At 37.6% G+C, this 26,901-nt stretch carries 23 protein-coding genes; 3 read left to right on the forward strand and 20 right to left on the reverse strand.

The genetic code is table 11. The features are described from left to right. The first annotated feature begins 40 nt into the window (after positions 1 to 40). A complete protein-coding gene (locus ABJK37_RS10690; protein WP_348353091.1) occupies positions 41 to 1,234 on the forward strand; it encodes a glycosyltransferase in 1,194 nt (397 codons plus the stop codon). A 32-nt stretch (positions 1,235 to 1,266) separates the two neighbouring features. Here ABJK37_RS10690 and ABJK37_RS10695 read toward each other — a convergent pair whose 3' ends face one another. The 19 genes from ABJK37_RS10695 to ABJK37_RS10785 all read right to left on the reverse strand — a co-directional run bounded on the left by ABJK37_RS10695 (position 1,267) and on the right by ABJK37_RS10785 (position 22,437). Continuing rightward, positions 1,267 to 2,316, reverse strand: a complete 1,050-nt coding sequence (locus ABJK37_RS10695) for a glycosyltransferase (RefSeq protein WP_348353094.1) — start codon at positions 2,314 to 2,316, stop codon at positions 1,267 to 1,269. Further along, positions 2,303 to 3,784 carry a lipopolysaccharide biosynthesis protein gene (locus ABJK37_RS10700; RefSeq protein ID WP_348353097.1) on the reverse strand — a complete coding sequence of 494 codons (1,482 nt, stop codon included), beginning with the start codon at positions 3,782 to 3,784 and terminating at the stop codon, positions 2,303 to 2,305. Before ABJK37_RS10700 ends, ABJK37_RS10695 begins: the two co-directional genes overlap by 14 nt. Next, positions 3,769 to 4,872: a hypothetical protein gene (locus ABJK37_RS10705; RefSeq protein ID WP_348353100.1), complete on the reverse strand. Its 1,104-nt coding sequence runs from the start codon at positions 4,870 to 4,872 to the stop codon at positions 3,769 to 3,771. Before ABJK37_RS10705 ends, ABJK37_RS10700 begins: the two co-directional genes overlap by 16 nt. Positions 4,873 to 4,881: 9 nt before the next feature. After that, a complete protein-coding gene (locus ABJK37_RS10710; protein WP_348353103.1) occupies positions 4,882 to 6,471 on the reverse strand; it encodes a thiamine pyrophosphate-binding protein in 1,590 nt (529 codons plus the stop codon). Positions 6,472 to 6,473: 2 nt separating this feature from the next. Further along, entirely contained in the window at positions 6,474 to 7,232 is a 759-nt protein-coding gene (locus ABJK37_RS10715; RefSeq protein ID WP_348353106.1) for an SDR family oxidoreductase, read from the reverse strand. A 426-nt stretch (positions 7,233 to 7,658) separates the two neighbouring features. Next, positions 7,659 to 8,468, reverse strand: a complete 810-nt coding sequence (locus tag ABJK37_RS10720) for a sulfotransferase domain-containing protein (RefSeq protein WP_348353109.1) — start codon at positions 8,466 to 8,468, stop codon at positions 7,659 to 7,661. Between the two features lie 9 nt (positions 8,469 to 8,477). Next, on the reverse strand, positions 8,478 to 9,167 hold the full coding sequence (locus ABJK37_RS10725; RefSeq protein WP_348353112.1) for a WbqC family protein: 690 nt from the start codon (positions 9,165 to 9,167) through the stop codon (positions 8,478 to 8,480). A 59-nt stretch (positions 9,168 to 9,226) separates the two neighbouring features. Further along, a complete protein-coding gene (locus ABJK37_RS10730) occupies positions 9,227 to 10,309 on the reverse strand; it encodes a DegT/DnrJ/EryC1/StrS family aminotransferase (protein ID WP_348353115.1) in 1,083 nt (360 codons plus the stop codon). Continuing rightward, positions 10,310 to 11,179 (reverse strand): glucose-1-phosphate thymidylyltransferase RfbA, encoded by an 870-nt coding sequence (gene rfbA / locus ABJK37_RS10735; protein WP_348353118.1) that lies wholly within the window; start codon positions 11,177 to 11,179, stop codon positions 10,310 to 10,312. A 183-nt stretch (positions 11,180 to 11,362) separates the two neighbouring features. After that, positions 11,363 to 12,433 (reverse strand): dTDP-glucose 4,6-dehydratase, encoded by a 1,071-nt coding sequence (rfbB, locus tag ABJK37_RS10740; RefSeq protein WP_348353121.1) that lies wholly within the window; start codon positions 12,431 to 12,433, stop codon positions 11,363 to 11,365. Positions 12,434 to 12,732: 299 nt separating this feature from the next. Continuing rightward, positions 12,733 to 14,595, reverse strand: coding sequence for an acyltransferase family protein (locus tag ABJK37_RS10745; RefSeq protein WP_348353124.1), 1,863 nt, complete (start codon positions 14,593 to 14,595; stop codon positions 12,733 to 12,735). A 330-nt stretch (positions 14,596 to 14,925) separates the two neighbouring features. Next, positions 14,926 to 15,954: an acyltransferase family protein gene (locus tag ABJK37_RS10750; RefSeq protein ID WP_348353127.1), complete on the reverse strand. Its 1,029-nt coding sequence runs from the start codon at positions 15,952 to 15,954 to the stop codon at positions 14,926 to 14,928. Beyond that, positions 15,938 to 16,615, reverse strand: coding sequence for a DapH/DapD/GlmU-related protein (locus ABJK37_RS10755; RefSeq protein WP_348353130.1), 678 nt, complete (start codon positions 16,613 to 16,615; stop codon positions 15,938 to 15,940). The genes ABJK37_RS10750 and ABJK37_RS10755 overlap by 17 nt, the downstream gene beginning before the upstream one ends. Before the next feature lie 37 nt (positions 16,616 to 16,652). Continuing rightward, complete coding sequence (locus tag ABJK37_RS10760; RefSeq protein WP_348353133.1) at positions 16,653 to 17,999, reverse strand: long-chain fatty acid--CoA ligase; 1,347 nt, start codon at positions 17,997 to 17,999, stop codon at positions 16,653 to 16,655. After that, positions 17,996 to 18,697, reverse strand: a complete 702-nt coding sequence (locus tag ABJK37_RS10765) for an SDR family oxidoreductase (RefSeq protein ID WP_348353136.1) — start codon at positions 18,695 to 18,697, stop codon at positions 17,996 to 17,998. Before ABJK37_RS10765 ends, ABJK37_RS10760 begins: the two co-directional genes overlap by 4 nt. Beyond that, positions 18,697 to 18,993: a hypothetical protein gene (locus tag ABJK37_RS10770; protein WP_348353139.1), complete on the reverse strand. Its 297-nt coding sequence runs from the start codon at positions 18,991 to 18,993 to the stop codon at positions 18,697 to 18,699. Before ABJK37_RS10770 ends, ABJK37_RS10765 begins: the two co-directional genes overlap by 1 nt. Before the next feature lie 512 nt (positions 18,994 to 19,505). Next, a complete protein-coding gene (locus ABJK37_RS10775; RefSeq protein ID WP_348353142.1) occupies positions 19,506 to 21,008 on the reverse strand; it encodes a DUF6056 family protein in 1,503 nt (500 codons plus the stop codon). 78 nt (positions 21,009 to 21,086) lie between these two features. Further along, on the reverse strand, positions 21,087 to 21,491 hold the full coding sequence (locus ABJK37_RS10780; protein WP_348353145.1) for a GtrA family protein: 405 nt from the start codon (positions 21,489 to 21,491) through the stop codon (positions 21,087 to 21,089). Continuing rightward, positions 21,469 to 22,437, reverse strand: a complete 969-nt coding sequence (locus ABJK37_RS10785; protein ID WP_348353148.1) for a glycosyltransferase family 2 protein — start codon at positions 22,435 to 22,437, stop codon at positions 21,469 to 21,471. The genes ABJK37_RS10780 and ABJK37_RS10785 overlap by 23 nt, the downstream gene beginning before the upstream one ends. A gap of 329 nt (positions 22,438 to 22,766) precedes the next feature. Between ABJK37_RS10785 and ABJK37_RS10790 the strand changes: the two genes are divergently transcribed. Continuing rightward, positions 22,767 to 24,326 carry a hypothetical protein gene (locus ABJK37_RS10790; protein ID WP_348353151.1) on the forward strand — a complete coding sequence of 520 codons (1,560 nt, stop codon included), beginning with the start codon at positions 22,767 to 22,769 and terminating at the stop codon, positions 24,324 to 24,326. Positions 24,327 to 24,342: 16 nt separating this feature from the next. Beyond that, a complete protein-coding gene (locus ABJK37_RS10795) occupies positions 24,343 to 25,455 on the forward strand; it encodes a glycosyltransferase family 4 protein (RefSeq protein WP_348353153.1) in 1,113 nt (370 codons plus the stop codon). A gap of 1 nt (position 25,456) precedes the next feature. Here ABJK37_RS10795 and ABJK37_RS10800 read toward each other — a convergent pair whose 3' ends face one another. After that, positions 25,457 to 26,752: a hypothetical protein gene (locus ABJK37_RS10800; protein ID WP_348353156.1), complete on the reverse strand. Its 1,296-nt coding sequence runs from the start codon at positions 26,750 to 26,752 to the stop codon at positions 25,457 to 25,459. Positions 26,753 to 26,901 lie beyond the last annotated feature (149 nt).

The raw sequence follows: 26,901 nt of genomic DNA on the forward strand, positions 1-26,901 counted from the left end.
TAGATATTTCCAGACTTGCGCTATAAATGAAGGGATTTGAATGAAAAAAGTTTTGTACGATTTAGCCGCCACGCATCCCGGTAAACTAGGCTCTGTTCATGGAGGAGGGGTCTATGCCGAAGTGGTATTTAAGCAATTATTATCCATGGCAGAAAAAAATACAGTCGAAGTTTTCTATTTTGCTAATAAAGTCATTTCACCTCAAATCATTGCCTTGTGCCAAAAATATCAGATTGTTGAACATCCAATCCGAGCGATGGAAGATGTTCAAAAGTTGTTAGATTCAGGAGATTTCCATACTCTATATTCAGCTTTACCCTACGGGCACTTCACTGGAATAGACACTAAGCTTGTTCGTTTTGTTTATACGATACATGGACTAAGAGAGCTTGAAGTTCCTTACTCTATCCAGCAATGGCGTTACAGTTCACATTGGAAAAGACTGACAGAATGGTTATGGGCAATGTTGTTTACTCGAACATTTACTTACCAGACTAAGAAAAAAATAACTACATTACTGAACAAGCCAAATAGTAGAGTGATTACGGTATCAAACCATAGTAAGTATTCCTTGCTAAACTTCTTTTGCTCACAAATTACAGCAGATGATATTGATGTATTTTACTCACCATTACTAGAAGGTGAAGATGCCTCTCAGGCTGCGTATGTTGCTCCAATTGAACAACCATTCTTTCTAGTAATTAATTGCAATAGATGGATTAAAAATAGTTACAGAGCGTTGCAAGCGCTTGAACATTTTTATAGTAAACATCCAGATTGTAGGATAAAAACGTTGATACTTGGAGTGCAGTTTCCTCCAAAAAGATTCGCGAATAATCCTAACTTTATATTTAGAGGCTATGTAGAGCGTAGCGAGTTAGAATCGGCTTTTAAGTTTGCCTATGCCCTTATTTATCCCACTCTCAATGAGGGGTTTGGTTATCCACCACTTGAGGCCATGAAGCACGGGACGCCAGTATTAGCGAGTGCGGTTAGCTCCGTTCCTGAAGTATGTGGTAACGCTGTAAGTTATTTTAATCCATATGATGTGTCTGAAATCGAAAATAGAATTACCGAGATAGTGTTTGATACTGAAAAGCTAGAATCATTGAAGCAAAGCGGTTTGGACAGATACCAAGAAATCAAACTTAAACAGGAAAGTATGCTTGTGGAGCTAGTCAACATAATTTTAGATAATCTAAACGTCAATGCGAAAAAAAATAACTGTTGCTAATTTTTGAGTAAAAGTGGCATTTGGGTAAAACGTTACCTGCTTACTCGTAAAGATTGTAATAATTTTTTTAATTTAACTCTAAAAATATGATCAAATCCTAAAAACTCAGCTATGAATATAATATTATCTTTGGTCCGAAACTGCCCTCGAAATGAATAAATATAATATTTCAAAGCCAACTTTCTATCATTCACACTTAGATAAGCAATCGCCAACCTGTTGTAGATCATTTGGATTTTATATTTTACGAAAATAGCCTCTTGCTCAGTAAGATATGTTTTCAATTCATTTAAAGATGAAAGGTACGCTTTGTACATCTCAATTCTATTTTTAGCCTTTTTTAACACTTGAATTGACCAAGAGCCAACAGTTTCGTTTCTATAAACTGACATCTTTTGCGGTAAATAATAAATACCGTTACGCCCCGCAATAACCTCTAAAAAAAAGTCGCCAACCGGTGCGGTCATAAAAAATGCTGGCAAATTTTGTATTACATTTGTTCTTATCATCATTGACGCGGTTGGCGAAAATTGTCCAGATGTTGTAAATATTTTTTTAAAAGGAATAATATACTCTCTGTTTTTTCGTTTAGGAAATTTATTACTTAATGTGCCATCTTTTTGGTTTATAGTAAAAGCATCGTGTACGCACAAATTAATATTTTTGTTATTTTCTAAGGCTTTGAACTGCGATTCCAGTTTGTTTTTGTCTATCCAATAGTCATCACCTTCGCACAAGCAACTATATAAACCATTAGCTAATTTTGCCATATAAGCACTTGGTTTGAAATTTCCTTTAGAAAATTGATTTTCTGTTTGTATAATCGGTTTAATTATATTTGGATATAACGCCTGATATTTTTTGATTATATGAGGCGTATTGTCGCTTGAAGCATCATCATGGACAATTATCTCATAAGCAAAAGTTGTCTCTTGTAGCAGAAAGCCTTTTATCGCATCTTCTATATACGAATCTTGATTGAATGTTGCACATAGAATACTGACCTTTATGTTATTTTTATCATCCCATGTTGAGATGATATCGCACTCTTTCCTAAGCAGAGTTTGGCTAATATTTAGCATGTCCATTTCCTATTTTTCTTTTTATAAATGGTGAAAATTGATCAAATATTACCTTAAAACTCTCAGTTTTAAATACGAAGTTAAGTAAGGTAAAAAGCACCACAAATAAACTCCCTTTTACAAAGAATCCAATTAGGTAGCCAAGTTCTAACATATTAGTAAAGTATAAGATGCAATAGACGCAAAATACGCATAGCGCCATTTGAATAATAATTGGTTTGTAAAAGTCTATTACTTTTAATCTTATTTCTTTAGCTGCAAAGATTATATTTAGCGATATGCCAATGAAGGCAGTTATAACAAGCCCAAATAAATAACTTTCCATACCAAAATAAATAGCATTAATAAAGTTGAGTGAATTTACTAGCTTTTTTAAAATCTCTAATCGCAAGAATGCCTTAGATTTACCCCTACTGCTAAGTATATTGACCAACAAAGCACTGAGGGGGTAGCTAAAGCCGCTGAGTAAAAGAAGTTGCATATAATTTACTGAGGGCAACCATTTTTCAGTAAATAAAAAAACAATTACCTCTTCAGACACTAAATATAATCCACCAAGTAGAAAAAACACCGCAAAACAGAGTGTATGTAAAGATTTTAAAATGACCATTTGAAAACGCGGCAGGTCATCCTGAATTTTACTTAAAATAGGAAACAAAACTGACATTAAGCTGCCAGAGGTATATTGAATGACTAATAGGTTAAATTGTTTGGCACGTTGAAAATAACCTAAAGTGGCGGCAGGAAATAATTTACCAATAATTAAATAATCAACCCTAGAGTAAATAGCGTCGAGTAAACTTGATAAAAACATTCGAAAACCAAAAGACCATAATTGCTTTAAAGCAGTAAGCGAAAATAAAAACGATGGGCGCCAGCCTGCGATTAACCACAAAATAGTACTATTAAAAATACTTTGGCTAAGTAGTTGTGCAACTAAACTCCAAACGCCAGCATCGTAAAGTGCCAATGTAATGCCGATCACGCCGCTTAAAATGGCAGAGACAAAAGCCGCCTTGGTAATATGGGCATACTTTAATTGTTTGCGAAGTTTTATGGTTTGAACACTGCCAAATGCACTAAAAATGAAAAGCGCACTAATGGTTTCTATCAAAGGAATTAATCGCTGATTTTCATAAAAACTAGCAATGGATTCAGCGGAGAAGTAAGTTAAAAGGGTTAAAAGTATTGCCGCTGAGATATTAAAATAAAATACTGAGGAATAATGAGTTTGCGTGACTTCCTTTCTCTGTATTAGGGCGCCGCCTAAACCAATATCGGTAAAAACTTGTGCCATACCGACCACTACCATGATCATTGCGATAAGGCCAAAATCACTAGGTTCTAATAACCGAGCAAGTACTATGGTTACTATAAATCCCATGCCTTGGGTGCTAAGCTTGCCAAAAAAATCCCAAATTAGGGCTGCTATTCCTTGCTTCTTTAAGTCGCTCAAGTATTTTTCCAATATTTTTTAGTTTGTAGCGTCTTCTGTGATGTTGCTGGCATTAAATGATCACCTAAGTAACGCACCACTAATTCATCGCTGACATTGCGACTTAAATTTTCTAGATTTACATTTGGATAAAACGATTCAACTAAATTGCCAATTTCGTCAAACCCTAATAATAATCGCGAAGATGTGCCGCCACTAAATCGCAGGTTTAGTTCATGAGCTAGCCAGTTACCTTGCTCGTCTTGCTTACACTGAATATTGACTGGTCCTCGCCAACCTTCTTTGGCAAGGGCCAAAGCGTAGAGTTTGGCCATTGTTGATATTGCGGTGTTTTCCAGCCTTCTTAGGCTCTCACACCTCCCCAATACCATTTTGCTTACTGATACAAAAGGCTCAATAATTTCGCCATTTGGTTTTATCAGGGTTTGCGCGGCATATTGCTGTTCATCCGCTATTTGATAATAAAGTGGAATAGCAATTTTACATTTTTTAATTAGTTCAGGCAGTTCTTTAGACGGCATCAGCAATTTTTGAAACATGAGTTGTTCAATAGAGGTTAACGCCGCAATATGCTCATCTGACATGGCAACATATATACCATTTGAGCCAAAGCCTTCTCGTGGTTTGGCAATAACAGGGTACCCACATTTACTGACAAAATTCTTAAGACCTGACTGGCTTTCTTTGCCTTGATAAAAAAAGCTCTCAACAAAAGGGAGTTGCTTTTCGGTGGCCCATTCATAAGTTAAAAACTTGTCTCTGATAATTTTCGCTATGTTCGAGCTACCGGCTGGTATCCTATGACAGTGTTGAGAGTGCTTTTCTGAAAACGTCGCCAAAAATACAATATCGTCGTCTCGTCCAGGTAAAATAATGTCAGGTTGATATTGTTCAACAATATCCAAAAAATTAGATTCAAAATGCTCATCAGCTAAGTTGGCAACTAATTGTACTTGGTCGCACTGGTATAGTTGCGGAGCATCTGCATTGGTGTTTAGGCCAAAAAATTCTATGTGATTGCGTCTTGATGCGAGTGAATCAATCACCCCTTTTCCTAATAAACTTCCGGCACTGAGTAATAATATTTTTGTTTTTTTCATGGGGTTAATCTACTCGTCTTCGGGCATTGTAATATCAATTAAAAAAGGTTTGCTTATAGGCCAAATATCTTCAATTACTGACATTAAAGCGCTTATTGAAGAAACATTTGCGGCCTCAATATTTAGTGAATTTGCTAGCATAGTCCAGCTAATGTCTGGATGGGTTTCGTTTAATTTCTTTCTTGTTGTTGTATTTTCCATTCTATCGTAAACGGATTTTTGTTGTTTGTTGTTATTGATTAAAAATAAAACGGGGCTGTTGTATTGCGCTGCAGTAGATAATTCCATGCCCAACATTCTAGTCGAACCATCACCAACAAGGGCAATTACGGGTTTTTCGTCCTTGTTCATCGCGGCGCCTATAGCGGCACACATGGCCCAGCCCATGCCTCCTGTGTTTTCGGACATCACTATCGAGTTCGCTTGGTTTGCTTGCCAATGTTTGGTAGCAAGCGCCTTTGCAGAGCCAGCGTCTACAAAGAGTTGTGTTGTTGTTCCAACAAACTCTTGAATTTTGGCTAAATAGTGGTGACTAACAAAGTCATTTTGTAACGCGTTTAACCACATTTTTCTTTTTTGTTTAAACTGTTTAGTTATTTTTCGAGGGGGAGTTAAACCAGATGGAAAGGGCAGACTGCTCATATTTGGATATCGATTTACAATAGCCTGATCATATTTGTCATCAATGAGCACAATTTGTCGCTTAGCAACAAAAATAGCGGCATGCCAATTTAAAAAGTTTCGTTCGCTTAGGTCTGCACCAATAATAATTAAGGTGTCACATTGCTCATGCAATAGGGCCGCGTTGCCGTGAGTAGTGCCAGCAAATCCTGCCGAACCAATAAAGACAGGGCTGTCTTCAGGTAAAAAGCCTCTGGCATAAATCGTACTAATAACAGGTACTTGCATTTGTTGAAGCCAAGTCTGTAATTGTTTGTTATCAAGCCAATGGGAAACTCGACCGCCTAAATAAATAAGTGGGGCTTCGGCATGTTCAAGTAATCTAGCCACGTCTTCAAACGATTTATCTAGTCTGCACTTGGCTTTGCAAGTGTTAACAGATAATTCCTGTTTAGTGGTTGAAATCGGTTGATTAAATAGATCGTTAGGGATCTGAATATGCACAGGGCCACAGGGGAGGGTTTGGGCTAAAGCCAGAGATTCTGCAAGTACTTTAGGAAGCTCTTCAGGTTTATTTATTCTAGTAGCAGATTTGCAAAAGAGCTGGGTTAGGGTCAGGTCTGCCATAAAATTGCCCCCAGCATTTTGGAATGCGGGTAACTGATGATGTGTGGTAGCTACGTCACCGGTAATCACTAATAACGGGCGTTCATCATGTTTTGCAGATAACAGCGAGGGAAGCATGTTGGCTAATCCAGGGCCACCAATAGAAACGGCAACACCCACACAATTATTTGCAAGACCGTATCCTACAGCCATAAAGCCCGCTCCTGCTTCATGTGCACAGCCTATAGGCAAGATTTTGTTGTTGTTCATTAGGGCGCATACGAAAGGGTCAATATGTGACCCATAGGTCAAAAATATTTTATTAACCCCTTGGGAACGCAATTCTTCAATTAAGTAAGTAACTACATTCATGCTTACTGACGGTTCCCCAAACGAGCAATTCCCCCGTCGATAGCCATTTCTTCCCCTGTCGTTGCTCGGGCGTCTGCAACCAAAAATAATACCGCTTTTGCAACGTCTTCGGGTTCAACCGTTCGGCCAATGTAGTTCTGTTTACTAACATGCTCTGCGGCATTGCTATCTGTGGGCCATACAAACCCAGTATTAACAAAACCGGGCGCAACAGCATTCACCCTTATAGTTGGTGCAAGTACTCTAGCAAGTGAGCGAGTCAGGTTAGACAATGCTGCATTGGCTGCAGCATAAACTATCGAACTGCCTTTAGCCGCGATACCCGCCACAGAAGTAATGTTGACGACATTGGCGTTATCACTTTTCTCAAGGTAGGTGCGCGCTTCGTCTACCAATCTAATGGGCACATTGATTTTAAGGTGCATAGTTTTTGCTATAAGTTCGTCATCTAATGCATTGAGTTGACTGGCTGGGATCGCTTTAGTCCAACCGGCATTATTCACCAAAATATCAAGTGATCCAAAATGGTCGATGCATTTTTTTATTAGCACTTGAGACGCGTAGGGTTGTGACAAGTCTTGTTGGACAACAAGTGATTCAGTAGGCAAGCTTGCTGCTAGTTCGTTGGCCAATTCTAAACGCGAATGGCAATGAATTACCACTTTCGCACCGTGGCTTGCAAGTAATTTACAAATTGCTGTGCCTATACCACCATTCCCACCGGTAACCAGTGCAACTTGATTGAATAAATCCTTTTTCATTAATACATCTACTAAGTAATTGATTGACAACCGAGGTTGTTAATAAACTGAGATCGAAACTTATATTAAGCTGCTTAGTTTATAAACTCAACAAATGGTATGTAGAACATTTAGAACTGATGTTGTACATTGGAAGCGTTTATTGGTAGTTTTTTTACCAGTAAATATCTTGTTTATTTTACTTCTTAAAGGAGGCGCTAACACTAAATGATAATCTAGCTAAGATCTGCTAATAGCTAGCTAAGACATTTGAATGTAATTTACCTGAATTAGATTTAATTTATGCTCCAGCACCTGTAGGTATAGATTTTATTAAGGATTCAACATTAGCGAGTGGAAAATTAGGATGTTCATCAGCCATATCACTTTAAGAAGAGATTGAGTTATTTATTATCTAAGGCAACTAACTACAAAACTGTGTTTAACTTAGAGCAGAAACTCTCCTAGTCCAGCAACCTCACAATTCCTATTAACGTCCTCGATAATTTTTGTTGAAATATTTCCCATATAACTGTTATCAGTTCCCTGCTTTTGCTTATAAACCGAGTACGTATCAACAACCTCTTTTTTAATTGATTGTGCAACAAATTGTTGAGTTTGTGATGAGTAATCTAATTCAACAAAGTTGAATATATCTTTAACAATAGCTTCAGTATTACTTACAAGGTCTGAATAAAAAATTAGTCGAACCTTATCAGGATATTGTGCTGTTAGCCTTTTAAATAGTAGAGTGGTTTCTTTCCAACGGTCGAACCCAAAATATTCTTCTGGTTTCTGTTGATTTTTCAAATTAGCTTCTTTCCACTCATTTTCAAAAGACCACCCTAAATCGGCTCTAAATTCTTTCGGTGCATTCTTCCAACTGCTCAATACCGACAATGGATTACGTACTAAGGCAATTACTTTCTGTGCAGGATTTTGTCTTAGTAGATTGTCTAATACATAGTGGTATCTGACTTCTTTATAGGCCACATGTGTGATTTGACTCTTTGTAAACAGCGGTTTTATACCCGCCTGTCTACCTGCAATCTGAGTGACAAAGTCGTCTTCTGTTACTTCAATGTCTTGATAAAAGGAATCGATCTCTTTTAGAGTACTTGCGGTACTTAATCGTCCCTTAAATTTATAGGAGAATAACGGTTGGAAGGCATATTTCACCTGAGGTGAGCTATTTATTATTTCGCCAAGCCAAGAAGAACCTGATCTTGGGACAGAATGTATGGCTATATGATTCATCAACGGTACCTATGAAATTACATATTTTTGCAAAAGCGATTTGACTTCGTCAATTGAATTCCACATCAACACATCAATGATTGATAAATGACTAACAAACTCATGCTTGCCTTGGTGATAAGCTACGTCGCCCATTTCCAAAAATGATAATTCAATGTTATTCGCCTTGAATTGTTCTTTTTTATAAAGTACTTCGCCATTTTTCATATTACAGTATTTATCTGCATTATTTAAAGAGCACATGGCGTATAACTTTTCGGCAGCAGAAGCACTTTTATCGTAATCTAACTCACTTGAAAAGCTATAATCTAATTCAATTGCAAGGTAGTTAAAAACAGCCAAAACGGAGTTACTGCAAAGCTGAGCAACTTGTGTTTCTTTTGATGCAAATATTTGACTTATTACAGGCATAACTGCTTCAAAGTGAGGTGCTTTACGATAATTTTGTTCAATAGTTTTTATTACTTTTTTTCGATTGGCGGCAAAGTGAAGTTCGTTGATCTTAGTGAAACTAGATGCTTTCTCTACTGGCACAGTAAACAACTGTTTCTGTCCATTAGTCAGAATATTGTTGCGGTTGATATAACCGCCTTTTATAAAGTTCACATCATCATAAAAAATAAATTTGTCACTATGGTATGCAAGTTGGTAGTAGCCTAAATATGGAAATAGATAAGGTTGCATTACAGCTAAAATCATATCAACGTCCGGTTTGCGGGCATTATGGGTAGACTTTCCAAACCTATCAATTTAATCATTTACAAAACACCTGATTCTTTAATTTTACAAATGACTTTGTCCACATCCTCTGCCGTCATTTCAACATGCAAAGGCAAACAAAGTACACCATCGGTAACAGCATCAGAATTAGGCGTGCCATGGTTTTTACATTCAGTAAATACTGAATCTAGAGCTGGTGAAAAATAAGTTCTGCTTTGAATATTGCTTTCAGCGAGCTTAGTAATTAATTTAGAGGCTTGCTGGCTATTTTTAAGTTTTATGGGCATGTAAGCGCCATTGTAATTTGCTTCTGAATGCCATTTTGGCAATTCAACCACATCTTTTAAACCAGTTATATATTGACTGAAAAGTTCAGCTCTGTGCTGTAAAACAATATCCATTCGCTCTAGATTAACTAATCCAACAGCGGCTTGATATTCGTTTAATTTGCCGTTTACTCCGGTTTCTACAATGCCTTTATCTGGTTCAATACCAAAGTTAATCAGGAGCTTAGCTTTTTCAAAATGTTGTTTATCTTTGAAAACCACTGCGCCACCTTCGACAGTATGAAATAACTTAGTAGCATGAAAACTTAAGGTGCTGGCATCGCCGTAACTAAGTACTGATTGGTCGCCAACTTTTATACCAAAGGTATGTGCTGCGTCGTATATGACTTTGACATTTTTTTCTTTGCCGAGTGATTCAAAACCTTTAACGTCACAGGGGTTGCCGTATACATGGGTTGCCAATATTGTATCAAGGGCCGGATCTTGAGTTAAGGCTCGGCTTGTTGCGTCAGGACATAGGTTATAGCTTTGGCGATCTATATCAGCAAACGAAATCGTGTCTTTTTGCCACTGAAACGCACTAGAAGTGGCAACAAAACTAAATGGTGTCGTTATTAAATTATCGACCCCCAATGCTCGGCCTGCCAGTTGTAACGCTACAGTGCCATTAGAGACTAAGAGTAGGTTTTTTACGCCTAGGTAGTCTTCAAGCCTGTCTGTTAATTCGTTGTGTAATGGGCCAAAGTTGGTAAACCACCCAGATGAATTCACTTTTTCTAAGTATTGATGTAATTTTTTAAGATCAGGTTTAAGCGGGCTATTTAGTGCAATCATCTAGTTTAATAAACTCATTAGGTATTCGCCGTAACTGTTTTTCATGGTTGATTGCGCTTTATTTAATATTGCTTCTTTTGACAACCAACCATTGTTAAAAGCAATTTCCTCAAGACAGGCTATTTTAAAACCTTGCAAACGTTCTATTGTTTCGACGTATTGCGCGGCTTCAAGCAGGCTATTGTAGGTACCAGTATCGAGCCAAGCAAAGCCACGGCCTAATATTTCTACATTGAGCTGATTTTGTTTTAAATATTCGTTATTGACTGATGTGATTTCTAATTCACCACGGTCTGAGGGCAAAACATTTTTGGCGATATCGATGACGTTGTTATCGTAAAAGTACAATCCAGTGACTGCATAGTTTGACTTAGGTTTGGTTGGTTTTTCTTCAATACTTAGGGCTTTCTTGGTTTCTTTACATACTTCGACTACACCAAAGCGTTCGGGGTCTTTTACTTGATAACCAAATACCGAGGCGCCAACATCTCGTTGTACTGCAGATTTAAGTTTGGGACTTAACCCAGAGCCATAGAAAATATTGTCACCTAATACCAAACAAACATTATCTGAGCCAATAAAATGCTCACCAATAATAAAGGCTTGGGCAAGCCCGTCAGGAGAGGGTTGAACGGCATAGCTAAGGTTGATTCCAAATTGGCTGCCATCACCTAATAATCGTTGAAAGCTGGCCTGATCCTCTGGCGTGGTAATGATAAGTACATCTTTGATACCTGCTAGCATCAAAACTGACAATGGATAATAAATCATCGGCTTGTCGTATACAGGGAGAAGTTGTTTCGATACACCTATGGTGAGGGGATTGAGCCGTGTTCCACTTCCACCTGCAAGTATAATTCCTTTGGTCATTGAGTATTATCCGTTTTCACTTATGTTGTTGATGGCCACGTTAACTACTGTTATTTAAAAAATTCTAATTAGCCAAATCAGTTATTTGAATTTATCGTAAAAGTTGTTGTAAAACCAGTCTGACGGTAGCGATAGAAAATAGTATTTTTATTTGGTTAGTTACCAATGAAATTAGCTAAAAATTCATAGCTGCCCTAAACGTTCACCTTGATACTTGCCACTTCTTACTCTTTGCCACCAGTTAGTATTTGTTAGATACCACTCAACGGTTTTCTTTAACCCCGATTCAAAGGTCTCTTTAGGAGTCCAACCTAATTCTTTTTCTATTTTACTGGCATCAATTGCATAACGTAAATCATGCCCAGGGCGGTCGGTGACAAAGGTGATTAAATCAACGAAATTGCTTAATCCTGCCGGTTTTTGTGGCTTGAGTTCTTCTAAAATGGCGCAAATGGTTTTAACCACTTCGATGTTTTGTTTTTCATTATGACCGCCAATATTGTAGGTTTCGCCCACGCTACCTTGGGTGGCGACTTTAATTAATGCACGGGCATGATCTTCAACGTATAACCAATCTCTAATTTGTGTACCTTGGCCATAAATGGGTAATGGTTTGCCTTCTAAGGCATTTAATATGGTTAAGGGGATCAGTTTTTCAGGAAAATGATAAGGCCCATAATTATTTGAACAATTAGTAATTACTACAGGTAAATCGTAAGTGCGATACCAAGCTCTTACTAAATGATCAGAGCTAGCTTTACTGGCTGAATAGGGCGAACTAGGCGAATAAGAGGTGGTTTCGGTAAATAAATCATCTGTACCCTCTAAATCGCCATACACTTCATCGGTCGAAATATGGTGAAATCTAAATTGACCTTTTTGCTCAGCTGATAAGATTGCCCAATATTTTTTGGCTGAGTTTAATAGGTTAAAGGTGCCCACTATGTTGGTTTGTATAAACTCTGCTGGTCCATCAATCGAACGATCTACATGGCTTTCAGCCGCCAAGTGCATCATGATGTCTGGCTTGTACTTTGCAAAAACGGCATCCATTTTATCTGCATCACAGATATCCGCCTGAATAAAAGTGTATCGCTCGTTGTTTTCAATATCTTGCAGTGATTCCAAATTGCCTGCATAGGTCAATTTGTCTAAATTAACGACATTATGTTGGGTGTTGTTGATCAACTCCCTGACAACTGCTGAACCTATAAAACCTGCGCCGCCAGTCACCAAAAATGTCTTGTTTTTCACTACAATATTGTCCTTATTTAAATTTAATTATTCTGTTTGAGGAAAGGAGCTCAAATAAAGCTAGGTGTTTTTTAGCGAATCAATTTGATGTTTAGACTTTAAACGTTTTAAAAATAAATCTCACTTTATATTTTCTTAAATAATAGAGATTAGGACCTTTGGAGCTTGAGCTCACATGTTAATTAATAGTCATTGTAATTTATTATTAACATACCTTTTTCTTATAAGCGCTATTAGGTTCTATAGATTTTATTTTGTCTAAATGTGAAGGTTGGACTAAAGAGTATTAACGAAGTAAGTTATTTTTCTGAAATATACTTATCCATAATCGTCACAGCTCCTTCATGGGTTAGATGACCATAATCAAATTGCATAGGTACACCTTCGCTCGTTGTTCGTTGGCATTTTAACTCACTACTGCACATATAATCGATTGTTGATTGATACTCACCACCTGCCATGCTTGTTGCTCTAGCTAACTCTAAATCAAGATGTTTACGTTTTGCATAATCAGTAAATTGCATAACCTTGGGGGAGTCGCCAAATTTTGCCAATAACATAGGTAAGGGGTATTCATACTCAATCACCGGACCAGCTACCAAAACATGGTCAGTGTGCTTTTTAAGTAATGTAATAGTAGATGCTAAATATTGAATGTCTCTTTCAATCCAACGGCCTGAAATTATGATTTTATCTATTTTAGTGTTCGCGATAACGTCGTTGATCGCCCAATCCATCAGATCAGTGCACCGTTTAATTCCCTGTAATGGAAGAAGCGGCCTACAACCACTTGCCGTAACCATTGACAATGTTTGGTTTTCTTGTAGATTTTGTTTGATTGCAGTAAACCAATGTTCTGCATGACTGTCACCTAGTAAGAGAATATTGAATTTACCTGGTTTCGCGGTAATACATTTCTCTTTATTAAATAAGTCGAAATTGTTCCTAAGAGAGGTTAAAAAACAATCAGTCTGACGTTCTGGATTTTTATAAGCGAGATAAGATTCATATTGTATAGTCTGTTGTGTAAAGTGGGTTCGTTGAAAATATGAAGACCCTACAACGGTGAATGCTAACCCTAATGTTACTGTCATAGATATTAATATAGGCTTAAAGCTACTTGGAGTAAGCTTTCTATTTTTAAAAGGAATTTCAATAAACCAATAAGTAACGGAAGCAAGCACAATTGAGATAATTAATGCTATTAACTTTTCGACTTTTTCAAATTCTATAAATTCATCAAATAAATAGATTTTATAAAAGATAATTACTGGCCAATGCCACAGATAGAAAGAATACGAAATATTGCCAAAAAAATTGCTGACTGGATTAGACAATACCCAACCCATTATACCACGCTCAGCGCGAGCGTAGATAACTAGGGCCGTGGCCAAAGTCACTGGAATTGCCATAAAACCCGGAAAGGGAGTTTTCTCATCAAAAGTAAAAATCACAAAAACTAAAATAGCTAAACCAATCAACGACAGTAACTGACTTAGACCTTGCTTTGGCGCATTAATCTTTGAAATGGCTAACAAACCACCGACGATAAACTGCCAAAAACGCGTAGGCGACGCATAAAAACTTAAAGATTGGTCGTAACTAAGCAGCCATTCACTTAGCAATAAGGTAACAATGGCAATAATAACCAATGCGCCCAATGCCTTTTTAGTGGTACTACAGGCTTTGTATAAAAATACGAGTAAGAACGGAAAAATGAAATAGAATTGTTCTTCTACTGACAAAGACCACGTATGTAGTAGGGGAGACGTTTGTAATTCTGCATCAAAGTAACCTGATTTGGTATAAAACCAGAAGTTTGAAAAATAGAACAAAGACGAAAATACACTATACGTATAGTCGCGATATTCGCCAGGTAACAATAAATAGTAGGCGGCTAAGGTTGAAATTATTAACACCGTGACTAAAGCAGGTAGTAACCGTTGAAAGCGTTTAGTATAGAATTCAGTAAAACTAAGTCGACTTTCGTTTAGAGCTCTCCATATCTGGCCCATAATTAAGTAGCCTGATATCACAAAAAATACATCTACACCTAAATAGCCACCTGTTATGTGGTCAGGAGAAATATGAAAAATGACCACACTCAACACTGCTAAAGCACGTAAACCCTGAATATCTAGTCTTAAGTTGCTATTGCCCATTTTGCAGTTCCCCGTTTTTTAAATTCACTCGCTTAAAATGGCAATATTTTTTTAACCAACCTAAACCACTCTATGTTAATTGTCTTTTTGAATACCTCCAAACGTTATCTCTAAAATTAATTTCCAAAAATACCCTAGTTATTAAACTAGTTTCCAAGGTAGCTTTATATTCTTATAAATGGCTAAAAGGGGAGTAGGCTATGTTGATATTGTTTTGAAGCTACTATTGAAAGAATTACATGTTATGAGTGATTTAAATAAAGTGAATTTTGTTGGATTTGTTGGATTTGTTGGATTTGTTGGATCATACTTTAATGAATTTGGTTCTAACTAATTCAGTCGTAACCACAAGTGCTTTTTCAGTTTATCAATATTTACAGCTTTATGTAGTAACTCCGATACTACTGCCAAGCCCACATACATAATAAACACAATAATCGCACGTTTACCCCAGCCACTTTCTACAAATATTAGGGCGATAGGTTCTGCAACATCATACAGCGGCATGTGACCGATAAAGATAAAAATAGTATTGCGTGAGAAAAAACGTACTACTGGATTGGCTGGAATACCGCTGAAGAATTTAACTGCTAATAGAGTATTGCTTAGATAAACGGTCGAGATCGCTACAGATACGACTAGACTGCTTATTAGTGTTGAATGTTCTACTGGCAGCCTAAAAGGAAAGGTTTGAGTAATATTAAGAGGATTAAGCAGGCTAGCCCACGTAAATAACAATAATGCCCATAGCACCATGATTAATAGGGCTTTTAGGTTATTGTGATTATCTTTTTGTTGATGCATGTACATGCCAAGCATAAATACCGTTATCCAGTTGGAAACTAGCATGTAGCCGGTGAACAGTCTTTCAAACTCGATGAAAATACTTCGGATGGCTATTTCACAAAATAAAACCAGTAGTATCAATGGTAAAGTGACATTTACTTTACGCATGACTAGGGCCCATAGCAGTATTATGTGCAGGTAAGTGCCTATATACCAAGTGGTGGGATTAGATGGGAAAAAGTTACCTAAAACATTGATGCCACCAATAAATGGTAGGTAATTGGTGATAGCAGGATGGCCTTTGGTTAACATAAAAATAAGGCTAATAAAAATGGCAATGACAACTCCCCAAAAATACATAGGGAACAGTCGGTTGTAGACTACTTGCCACTGGGGGCGTGTTTCACTAGCTAAACCCCAACCCATCACAAACACAAAAAAAGCTACACCTAGTTGTTTGGGATAAATAGGTTGAGTGAATTGGTCAAATGGCTCGCCGAAGTAATGCCCTAATACTATCAAAAACATACCAACGGCTTTTAGCCAGTCTATAAAATCAACTCTGTTTTTCATTAGGGAGTTCGCTTACAGTTTCTGGTAAGGGTGTTTCTTGAGGTTGTGAAGCTGGAGTTTGTAACTGTGCCGGCAAAGGTAAGCTTTTCACAAAGCGTGCAGGGTTACCGCCCAGCATCACATAGCTTTTAGTATCGCTTGAGATTACAGTGCCCGCAGCTATTTGGCAGCCTTCGCCGATATCGGCCATAACAATTGCGGCTTCTCCTAGCCAAACATTTTTACCAATTTTAATTTGTTTGATGTTGTCGGTGGAAAACGCGCCCCATGTACCGGTTTCGTCATTGTGAATGTGTTGACCGCTGCCACTTAACAAACTAGAACGACTACCAATTAAACTGTTTTCACCAATATGGGCTGAGCCAATAGTGCAATAGTTACCGATATAAACATTGTTTTCGATAATTGAGTTTCGATGGCTAAATAACGATCCAAAGCCAATATGACTGTCTAAAGAGCACTGATGCAGTGTTAACGAATAAAATCCTCTGCGTAAGAAAACCCCAGGTAACCCTGGTAATAAGGCGAAAACATTAGTCCAAAACACAAAGATGACTTCTACCTTTTTATTCACTAAAGACTCAAGCCAACATGTGATCACAAATGGCAGGGCAATAAGTTGTGATACCCGATTAATGATCATTTTAATTAGATGTCGCATGGCATATTCCTTCGCTTGAGACTGCACATTGTCCTATTTAGTCCGTACGTTTACGCATTCGTTTAAATCTTGCATTGTGCGTGTATTGGTCAATTAAGGTGATTTTACTAGGTACTTTAAAGGCTGGTATTAGTTTAGCGCAATGATTCCGTAACCTAACTTTAAATTCTCGCAAAGTCTCATCTGTGGTGATTTTGATTTCTGCGGCTACGGTCATGCCGGTAATAGGGTGCTTTAAGCTGTACACCGCCACATCTTCAACACCGTCAAGTTGTAAAATTACACTTTCGACCTCTGCGGGATACACTTTTTCACCGCCAACGTTGATTATTTCGCTTTCACGGCCGAGTATTCTTATCCATTCGCCATCTTGCTCTACTTGGTCACCAGTGTTCATATAACCGTCTTCGTCAAAAGGCGAGGACGCATTAAGGTAACCCAGCATGGCTGATTTGCTTTTAATACAGAGTTTGCCATCGACTATTTTGGTTTGATAATCCTCTCCACCCACTTTGACCCATAGCGAATCTGAATCACGTGACTTAGAACGCAATATGCCCACCTCTGACAGGCCATAAGTTTGTAACATACGAATATGAGGAAAGTGTTTGTTCATTGCCTCAAGTGTGCTTTGGGGCATAGGTTCGGTGCCATAAGTGACTAATTTTAAAGTACTTAAGTCACATTCGTGTGCCGCGCCCGATAACAACAACAGGTTAAGAAAGGTAGGTGAAGTGGGTAACACTTCACCTTTCTGTGTTTCTATTGCTTTGCAAACAGTTATAGGTCTGCGGTTTTCAGGGATGATGGCCATGCCTTTGTTAGCTATGGTATACAACAAGGTGTTGATACCGCCAATATGGTCAAACTGCAAAAATAACACAGTGCGCATGGTGTTACGTGGCACGGTGAATTTGGCTAACAGTGCCTCCAAATCATGGACAATAGCTTTGCTTTTACCTGTTGAACCAGAGGAAAAAAGCACTAGGCCTGGTGTACCTTTTTGGCGTATTTGCTGGTAAATAGCGTGATCTGCTTTAGTTTGAGTTGCTTTTAGTTGGTATTCATTGTCGACCGCAACAAATTCATATTCGACTTGGCCTATTTCACTGAACTCATCAAACTGGGTGGCAGAATCATTTGATAAAGGGATAATAATGGCTTTGTAGTCAGCTAAAGCCAGAAACAGGGCTATTGCATCGGCTGAATAATCGCCCTTGATTGCCACAACAGCACCTGCAGGTAATACAGAATGTTGTAAATAGGATTGCCAATGATCCAATCGTTCGCTCAATACTTGATAACTAATACAGTTTTCACCAATTGCCACTGCGTCTGCCGCGCCAGCTTCTCGCATCTTGGTCTTTAAAAACGCAATGCTCATGAGATACCCCCGAGGTAGATGATTTGACCTGTGACCATGTGGCTGTTTGGGTTTAAATAAAAATCCACAATATTGGTGACATCTTCCACTGTAGCCATTTTCTTTATGGCTTGTTGCTGGATGAGTTTATTGATCTTTTCGTCACCGACTCCGCTGATAAGTTGGGTGGCGATAGGCGAGGGGCCAATAGCATTACAGGTAATGCCAAAACTGCCGATTTCTTTAGCCATAATACGGGTGAGTGTTTCAACCGCTGATTTTGAAGCTGCATAAGCTGCTTCACCCGCTAGATTTAAAGGTACTGCCACTGTGCTTAAATTTATTATACGAGCATTGGGCGATTTTCTAAGGAGGTTAATCGCTTTTTGGCAGAAGATAAACGTGCCCATAAAATTGGTGTTCATGATTTCTTGCACGTTACTAACAGGGGTAAGAGCAAACGCATTCATTCTGGCAATGCCGGCATTATTGATTAGTACATCTAACTTACCAAGTTGCTTCTTTACGCTAGTAAATACATGTTTTGCGTCAGCCTCTGTGGCTACGTCAGCTAAAAAGTGATGATAATTTTCCGAAACGATGTCTGACCTGGAGCGCGACACACCAATGACTGTGTCACCCATTGCCAAAAAGTGCTCAACTAGCGCTTTACCGATACCTCGGCTAGCACCTGTAATCATGATATTACGAACTTGCATTAGGCTTGGGCTGCAATTACGTCGTAAATATATTGGGTAATGCTGGGAATGTCTTTAAAGGGGGAACGTGACAAAGACATGGCTTTTTCGTCGCTTAATGACACATCGATTGATTGTTCTTGTAGTGCATCTTCAATGTCCATTAATAATGCAACTAAGGCCATTGAGTCTAGGTGCCCATCTTGACCAAATAAAACCGTTGTATCCGTTAAGGGGATTTGAGTGTCATCGCTTCGGGACTGATTGGTGAGTTCCAATGCCTGGATAACGATCTGCCTACAAGAAATTACGTCCATTTAACAATCCTTTTTTACGCAATAGTAACTCTATAGTTTGCGATACATTAAAACAACTGGCGATATGTTAGGTCAAATAATATACATAACATGTTTGATTTAACAATAGTTATCTAGATGGAAACATCATGCTTTGTGTTTGTCATCGTTTTCTTGAGTCAAGCAGTTTCTATCTTCCTGCTAAAGCTAATGCAGATAGTTTAAGAAGCCATTTTGATTTTTCCTCCGTTTTGGTATTAGCTTTCCTATGAGAAAATGATGCAAATTCATCTGTATACACATGACCAGATGTTATGTACCTGTGTAACGACGGTAAATACTTCAATGTAATCAAACTAACCTGCTTTAGTTTCACTTCGCGAGGCGTACACTTTTCGCAACAGCGTTATCTAAGCAATGTTCTTTTGCTGGAATTAGCTTTAGAAATGTCTGCTAAGTTATTGGGCAACATATAATCTGAGTTTGTATACCGTAATGTTGGTTATATTTAACGCCCAATATGTAGTATTTTTCTAGTTAGAATTGCCCCAAATTTCTGATTGGTAATAGTTATCATTTACAGTCACGCTATTTACGCCTGTGAATTTTGCAAAACATTTATTCTTCCAGTCGGATGACTCAGCCGTCAAGTGGACAGTTTGAAAATAAATAAGTGGTATATTATCAATTGACTGAAACACGACTTCGCGATTATTAAGTTCCGTGTTTGTTCCTACACTGTAACGCTTTATCATCTGAGCGTGCCAGGTTTTGATTACTTGTTTATTCCAGTAGTAACGGTTCAATACTGAAAAGTTACTGTTACTAAATATTGTTATAAGTAAAGCCACGCATATAAATATATTGAGTCTAGGATTGGCGAATTGTTTTGTTGCTGGATTTCGAGATACAAAAAATTGTGCCCACATCAAGACATTGAAAGTCATGATGAAGAAAAAGGATGTGTACAAAAAGTTTTGTGTTCTGCCATTTGGCATGTCACCGACAGTTAGTCCAATGAAAGTGCTCAAAATCACAAGTATGAAAATTGAGTATAGTGAACTGAACAGTAAAAATTTAGATTTAATTTTGCTGTTTATTATTCTCAACGAGTCAAACCTAGTTAGGGCAAAGCAAACAGCAAAAAGCATTGAAAATATAAATATTGGATCAAGAAGCCATGGAGCATAGAGTTTGGTTGCTTGGTCAAAAATGCTTAGAATCATTTGAATAAAAGAGACTGAGAAATCTCCTTTTTCGGCTCTTACAAAGTTTCCAGGGGCAAATATTGTTATCGCTGTACCTATGCCCGCAAAGGTAAGTGCAGTCAGCCAAGTTTTTACAAAAATTTTATAAAAGTATGACCATAACAAACCAAGAAAAACCACCATACAATATAGGATGGCAGCTAATTCATGTATGCCAGTAACAATCACGCCAGTCATTATGCCTAAAAGCGTTAAATATACTCTTTGTTTACGATGTTGTTTCATGTTGCAGGAACAGATGAGGCTAGCAATACTAACAAACAAGAAAAAGAAAGATAATTGATATTCTATATTTCCATGCCACCAATACAATGTTTCACCGGGGTAGGGTAAACTAAGTAAGTAAATTACAATCAAGAAAACAGAAAAAAATATTTTTTCTATTGTTCTATTTTTTTCTTTCAAAAGAGAGAAGGTGATTAAGAAAAATACTGAAATAAAGAGGGCATTTACTGGAAGTAATAACAGATAGTAGTCGCTAACAATATACTCTTTTACATGCGTTAGAGTAAACGTATGTATTGCCATGCTAACCCATCTTCCCGTCCACTGAAAGTACAACTCTATAGTATGATTTAACCAATCATTAACGTTAGCTCTGCAAATATCATCAGCAACAGGAAGTGCATAATCAAAAAAATAAATATATAAAAATAAGTTCCAACAGAGTATTAACACTAAAGCGACAAACAAGAAAAGTAGTAAGAAAGAGGTAATCCGAGATGAAGGTGAGAGATACCATTCTATTACTTTTTTTTCCATGTTCATTGTTGCTTTCCTATCAAATTTTGCGAATAATTCAAATGCATCATTTTTGCGACTTTCATTAAGCTATATTAAAGCGTCTTAGCGAGTGAAAACCCAATATTTAAGCAAGACAAAGGTCAATGCTGGAGTGAGAAATCCAATACCTAGCAATGCGTAATAAGCTGAAAAAGATAATAAACTGGTAACGGTGTAAACCCAAAAAGCATTGAGGCAATAGCCAAGCAAACTAACTCCAATAAATCGAACCAATGTGTTAGTTTGCTTATTGGGTTCGCTGGATGAAAAAGTCCAGTAGCGCTGCCCAAAATACGAGACGGTAAGCGCAACCAAGTAAGCTACTAAATTAGCCCACTGCGCTGACATTAATTGCAACGCAATACAAAGTGAGAATGTTCCACTGTGCACCAATGTCGCTATCACACCAATACTAAAAAACTTAAGTAATACTCGTATGTGGCGATTAGCTATCATTACTTGATTCATCAAAACCAACAGTTTCCATCACTATATATAATGGTCTAGCTTTTATTTCTACAAATAATCTCGATAAATATTCTCCAATTACGCCTAAGCACAACAATATAAGTCCACTCATAAAGAGCAAAACAACCATAAGCGACGCGTAACCGGGGCTATCTACACCAAAAACAAGGGTTTTTACGATTAGATAAACACCATAAATAAAGCCACTGATAGCTACCCCAGCACCTATATATGACCATATTTTGAGTGGTAAGGATGTTAGGGAGATAATACCTTCTAATGCGAGCTTATAGAGTTTCCAGTAATTCCATTTTGTTTCACCTGCAGCTCTTGGTGCTCTTATGTATTCGATAGTTGTTTCTTTAAAGCCAAGTGAAGCAAAAAGTCCTTTCATAAACCTAGTTCGTTCTCTGTAGGTTTTTATTACCTCTAATGCAACTCTGTCGAGTAAACGAAAGTCGCCAACGTTTGCTGGAATATGAATGTCTGAAATATTATCAATTAGTTTATAAAATAAAGAGGAAGTCCAGCGCTTAAGCCAAGAATCTGATGTTCTATCAATGCGTTTTGCAAGCACGACTTGGTAGCCTTCTTGCCATTTTTTTATCATTTCTATAATAACTTCTGGAGGGTCTTGTAGATCACAATCAATAGGAATGGCTGCATCACCAGAGGCATAGTCAAGACCAGCCGTCAACGCTAATTCTTTGCCATGATTACGAGACAAGTCTATTATTTTTATCCGATTGTTTTGCTCGATGTACGACTTTAAAATATCAAGTGTGGAGTCCGTACTGCCATCATTTACACAAATAATTTCATAATCTACATCGACATCTTTTAGTGTTGAGTCGATTGTGCTAAAAAAAACACCTATTACCTCTTCTTCATTGTACATTGGGGCGATCAATGAAACTAACTGTCGTCTTCGTATAGGTTCTTCCATAATATTTCACTAATTTTTATTATTCTCTAGCCAGTATTAATGTACTGACCTCGCTTTGAAATTTGTGTTTTTCCCGATTGACTTCGTAGAGTTTAAATACCGACGAGCATAACGTTAGTTAATTAGACAAACAACTGTATTTCCTAGTTTTCATTTGTGTACACAGTGATAACATAATCTAATCATTTTAAGTTTAATACTTGTCATTTACGTTATAATTTTATCCGTAAAAGTCGAATCGACATTCAAAATGGCTTCTTTTCGAATGTGAACAACGAATATGCTAAAAAGGAAATTATGTTTTGATGTTTTTCAAAAAGGACACTGTTATGCCGAACAAGCGTATCTTTGCGGGCGCGTTTTTTCCCCAATTTGCTATTCCTTTGTTGTTTGCCTTTGTGCTAGTTGCTTTGAGCACCAACTGGACATTTGATTTATTTGCTCCACAGTTTTTATGGAAAGCCTACAATTACTATTTCCTGTCGCTCTTGGATGGTGGGTTTGATGTACCAGTTGAAAGTATTGGGCGAGAGGGTGGTTTTTATGAAGGTAAAGCCTACATGTATTATGGTCTATTGCCCGCTCTAGCTAGGGTTTTTCTATACCCGTTTGTCGATCTAACTCAAACTCCCACTTCTTTGTTCTGTATTATGCTCTTTACCCTTAGTGGTTTGTTTATGTTGCAAAGGTCGTTAAATGAAGCTTTTTATAAAAGAGATAAAGGGCTTTTTTCACAATCTGGACTTATTTGGCTGATATTAACCACTATTAGTTGGTTGGGCTCTGCCACCTTTATGATTTCCCAAGGTGGGACTATTTATCATGAGCCCTATGCGGCTTCTTTGTGTTTATTTAATTTCTATTTAGCTTTGCTTATTAAAGATGGTTTTTTTCAATCAGCGGATCATTCTTCTAATTTTCTGCCATACGCCATTTTGGCTGCTTTAGCTATTCATACTAGAATGCCAATGGCATTAGCACTATTCTTATGTACTGGGATAATTTTTTTAGTTCAGGCATATCGCTTTCAAGTCTCTAATCGAAAGTCGACAAATATCGCAGTTGTGGCCATTGCTAGTATTCGCTTGTATTGGGTGTCTATATTGACATTATTTATTGGTGGTTTGAGTATTCTAGTCTTGAACTACATCAAATATGCAGATCCTATGGCTTTTATGGGGGGAAATTATGGCTATTCATTTTTGGAAGGTATTACGGATAGAAAATGTAAAATAATACCCACAACAGAATATAAACGGTTCTTTCGAATTATCGCCAATTCTTATATCTACCTCACTGGTGATTGGCAGGGGCATTGGAGTTTAACTTGGCATCTTAAAACAGGGTATGGTCGTTGGGAACTACCTTTGATTCCCTTGGGGATTTTGTGGTTAGTTCCATTGTTATGTGTCGTCACTTCTGTTGGTATACTTATGAAAGGTATTAAGCAGCTGAGAAATCAGGTTTTGCTGTTAGGTTTTTTTGCTTTATCTGCGGGCGCTCTTTTTCAATTGTCTTACCCTACTATTACTCACCGGTATATTGCCGAACTTTGGGCGCCATTTATCTTAGCCACGGTTTGGCTAGCTTACGCTGTTCGGGGAAAACGATTAAAAAATATTTTGCTCACCGGTATTGGTGTTTTTGCTCTAGTCGGGGTGTGTTATCAGCTATATTTGGCTAATTTTGATAAATATTATCTTGAGAATGGACCTATTTATAAGCACTTTAATTATCATTATTCTGATGCGGACAATGATTTTCTAGCTTCGTTGACACCAGAACTCATAATAACTCTTAAAGACAAAGAAAAAAGTGAAAAGGAAGGTGGGTGCAAGGCTATAGCAGAACGTATGGGAGTTGCTGAACTTCTTGAACAAAATAAGTAGTAAGGAGATGATTTAGATGGAGGGGCAGAAGTATATAGTAGGTGTTACCGAAATGCATGGAGCGTACGAGGAGGTGAGACTTAAGCCACCTAAGAATTTTGATTATATTGAAATGCCGCGGTTGGGTCCACAATTTCGGTTTTTACGAAGTCCCATAAAGGGCTATTTTCATCGCTTTGATGATAGTAACGTGAATATAGTTGAGTCAGTGATTAGTCCGGTCGTAACAAATAAACCGTGGTTTTTTTCTTTGGCGGTTTATCAAGAGGCATTAGCCTTTAACTTTTTGGGCCTGCCGACACCAAAGTTTTTACGCTCTGCGATAGTTAATTATTTGCTTAAAAAGGATAATTGCATAGGTCTACTTTTTTGGAGTCAAGCAGGCTTAGAAACAGCTAAGTCCTATGGTGGAATAACTAACAAAGCTATTATCAACAAGATGCATGTAGTTTACCCTGCCGTGCGCAAAATTAGTGTTCAACGAACCTGTGACGACGATAAAGTAGTGCGTTTGCTGTTTAGCGGCGACTTTTTCAGAAAGGGGGGGATGAATGTTGTTGATACGTTTTTAACATTGTGTGATACGTATACCCAACTTGAATTGATTGTCTGTAGCAGTGAAACTATAGACTTCAATGGCTGTAATTCATTGATTAGAAAGCGATATTTGAACATTCTGAAAGATCATCATCAAATTCAGTTTTTAGGAAGAATACCCCGAGAACAACTTCTTGATGAGATTATGCCAAAGATTGATATCTATTTATTGCCCACTTATAACGAAGCTTTTGGGTTTGCAGTGCTTGAGGCCATGGCCTTTGGGATCCCAGTAGTTGCTACCAATATCATGGCGCTGCCAGAGTTAATCGTAGACGATCAAACAGGATATTTAATAGATGTATCAGAATTTGATATTGATACCTTGTTCAAGGGGTATGTTGTGGACAATCTACCCACAGAATTTATTGAGAGTGTAACATCGCAGCTATTACAAAAGCTTGAAGATGCAATTAATAATCCTGGAAAAAGGCGGGATATGGGCAAAGCTGCACAACAAAGAGCCTGCGAGATGTTTTCTATTGAAGCCAGAAATAGCACTATGAAACGTTTATATGATGCCTGTCTGTAAATTAGCGAGTGACATCGTTATCCGTTTTAGTCATTAACGAAGAGGCCTCTGATAACTTGTAAATAACCATTACAGGTGCAGTTTCAAATTCACTCTGTGAATAGTCTACATTTTCAATTAACATCCACAATTTATTGCTGTTGTAGTCAAAGTCAGCTCCAATTATCTTTCTCAAATTATTACGAGGTTGAAAAGGAATGGCAAGTTTACCTACTTTAATAGGTCGAATCGTATGTGGCGCTATTTTCTTGTCTTGTGCTTTGAGTAAATCCTGCACATCAAATATCCAATAATAATTGTAATAATCCTTGGCATCTCTAGCGCATGGCCCTCCACACATATTGCCGTTATTTTGTTTGATTTTATAACCAATAGAGCTTTCGTGGCCGCCTGAATTGCCAACTACAATATAATACTTACCATTTGGATTGATAAAACCATATGCGGCATAGGAAACTTCGGTCCAAATGTTGTTTTTTTTGTGCTCGTTATATTGATCTGGATGTATTGGTTTCTTTATGGAGTAGTCCATAAGCTTATGTGCTGGGATCAATCCTTTATTCTCAGGTATGCCGGCAAATGCATCTATATTTGATGCGTAGGCGCTAGGGCCAATACTAAAGCGTGAATTGATAGCATAGTTATTGGTATAGCCTAATAAATAAGAACCGATAAAATCATTTCTTACTGATTTTGGTATTTTGCTAATCCAACCAGCTGCGTGAGCACCTCCTTGCAATTGGAAAAGTCCGTCAACTTCGGATTTTTTTAGGTTTTGTGGTTGACGAATAATGAACGTAGTTTGGTTGTTGTCACCCGGTGCATCATAGTATTCCACTGCATTGACAAAGAGTTCACCCTCAATCAATTCCATGCCGCTAATTCGGTCTAGTTTTTGAGGGTTATTCAAACGTTTCTTATTTTTTAAAATTGAGGTAAAAGATTGTAAACCGATGGCAAAATTCAGTTCAGAAGCTTTTTTAGAAGTCTTTAATTCAGGCACAGCAAATTCTGCAATAGCTTGATGTTGAGAATGGCTAACAATATATAGCCCTTTACTATTCGTAGTAATTGCGAAAGGCCCACCTGCGTAGGACATACGAGAGTCACCCCAAGTTTCAGTGCTAAACCGAAAGGCGCCTTCATAATCCAGGGTAACACCTTCAATGAGTTCTACGCTCTCATATTCCTGTTCTGCAAAGGCATACGACGTTAAAGAAGACAAATATGTCAGTAGAAATCCATAGATAATTACTTCAGGAATGGATGGGGCTTTTGAAAAAGAAAATAAACTCATTTTAATCACAATACCGACCTATTTAACTCACAATGTTTTCATACTAGCACGCATGAATAGAGGGCTAAAGTATAAGCTTTAGCGATACAAGTCGGTTAGCAAATATAGTGCTGTAATGTGACTAGAATAAGTGGAAGAACAGATACATT

Origin of the sequence: Paraglaciecola sp. (assembly GCF_039964565.1) — a bacterium.
GTDB lineage: Bacteria > Pseudomonadota > Gammaproteobacteria > Enterobacterales > Alteromonadaceae > Paraglaciecola.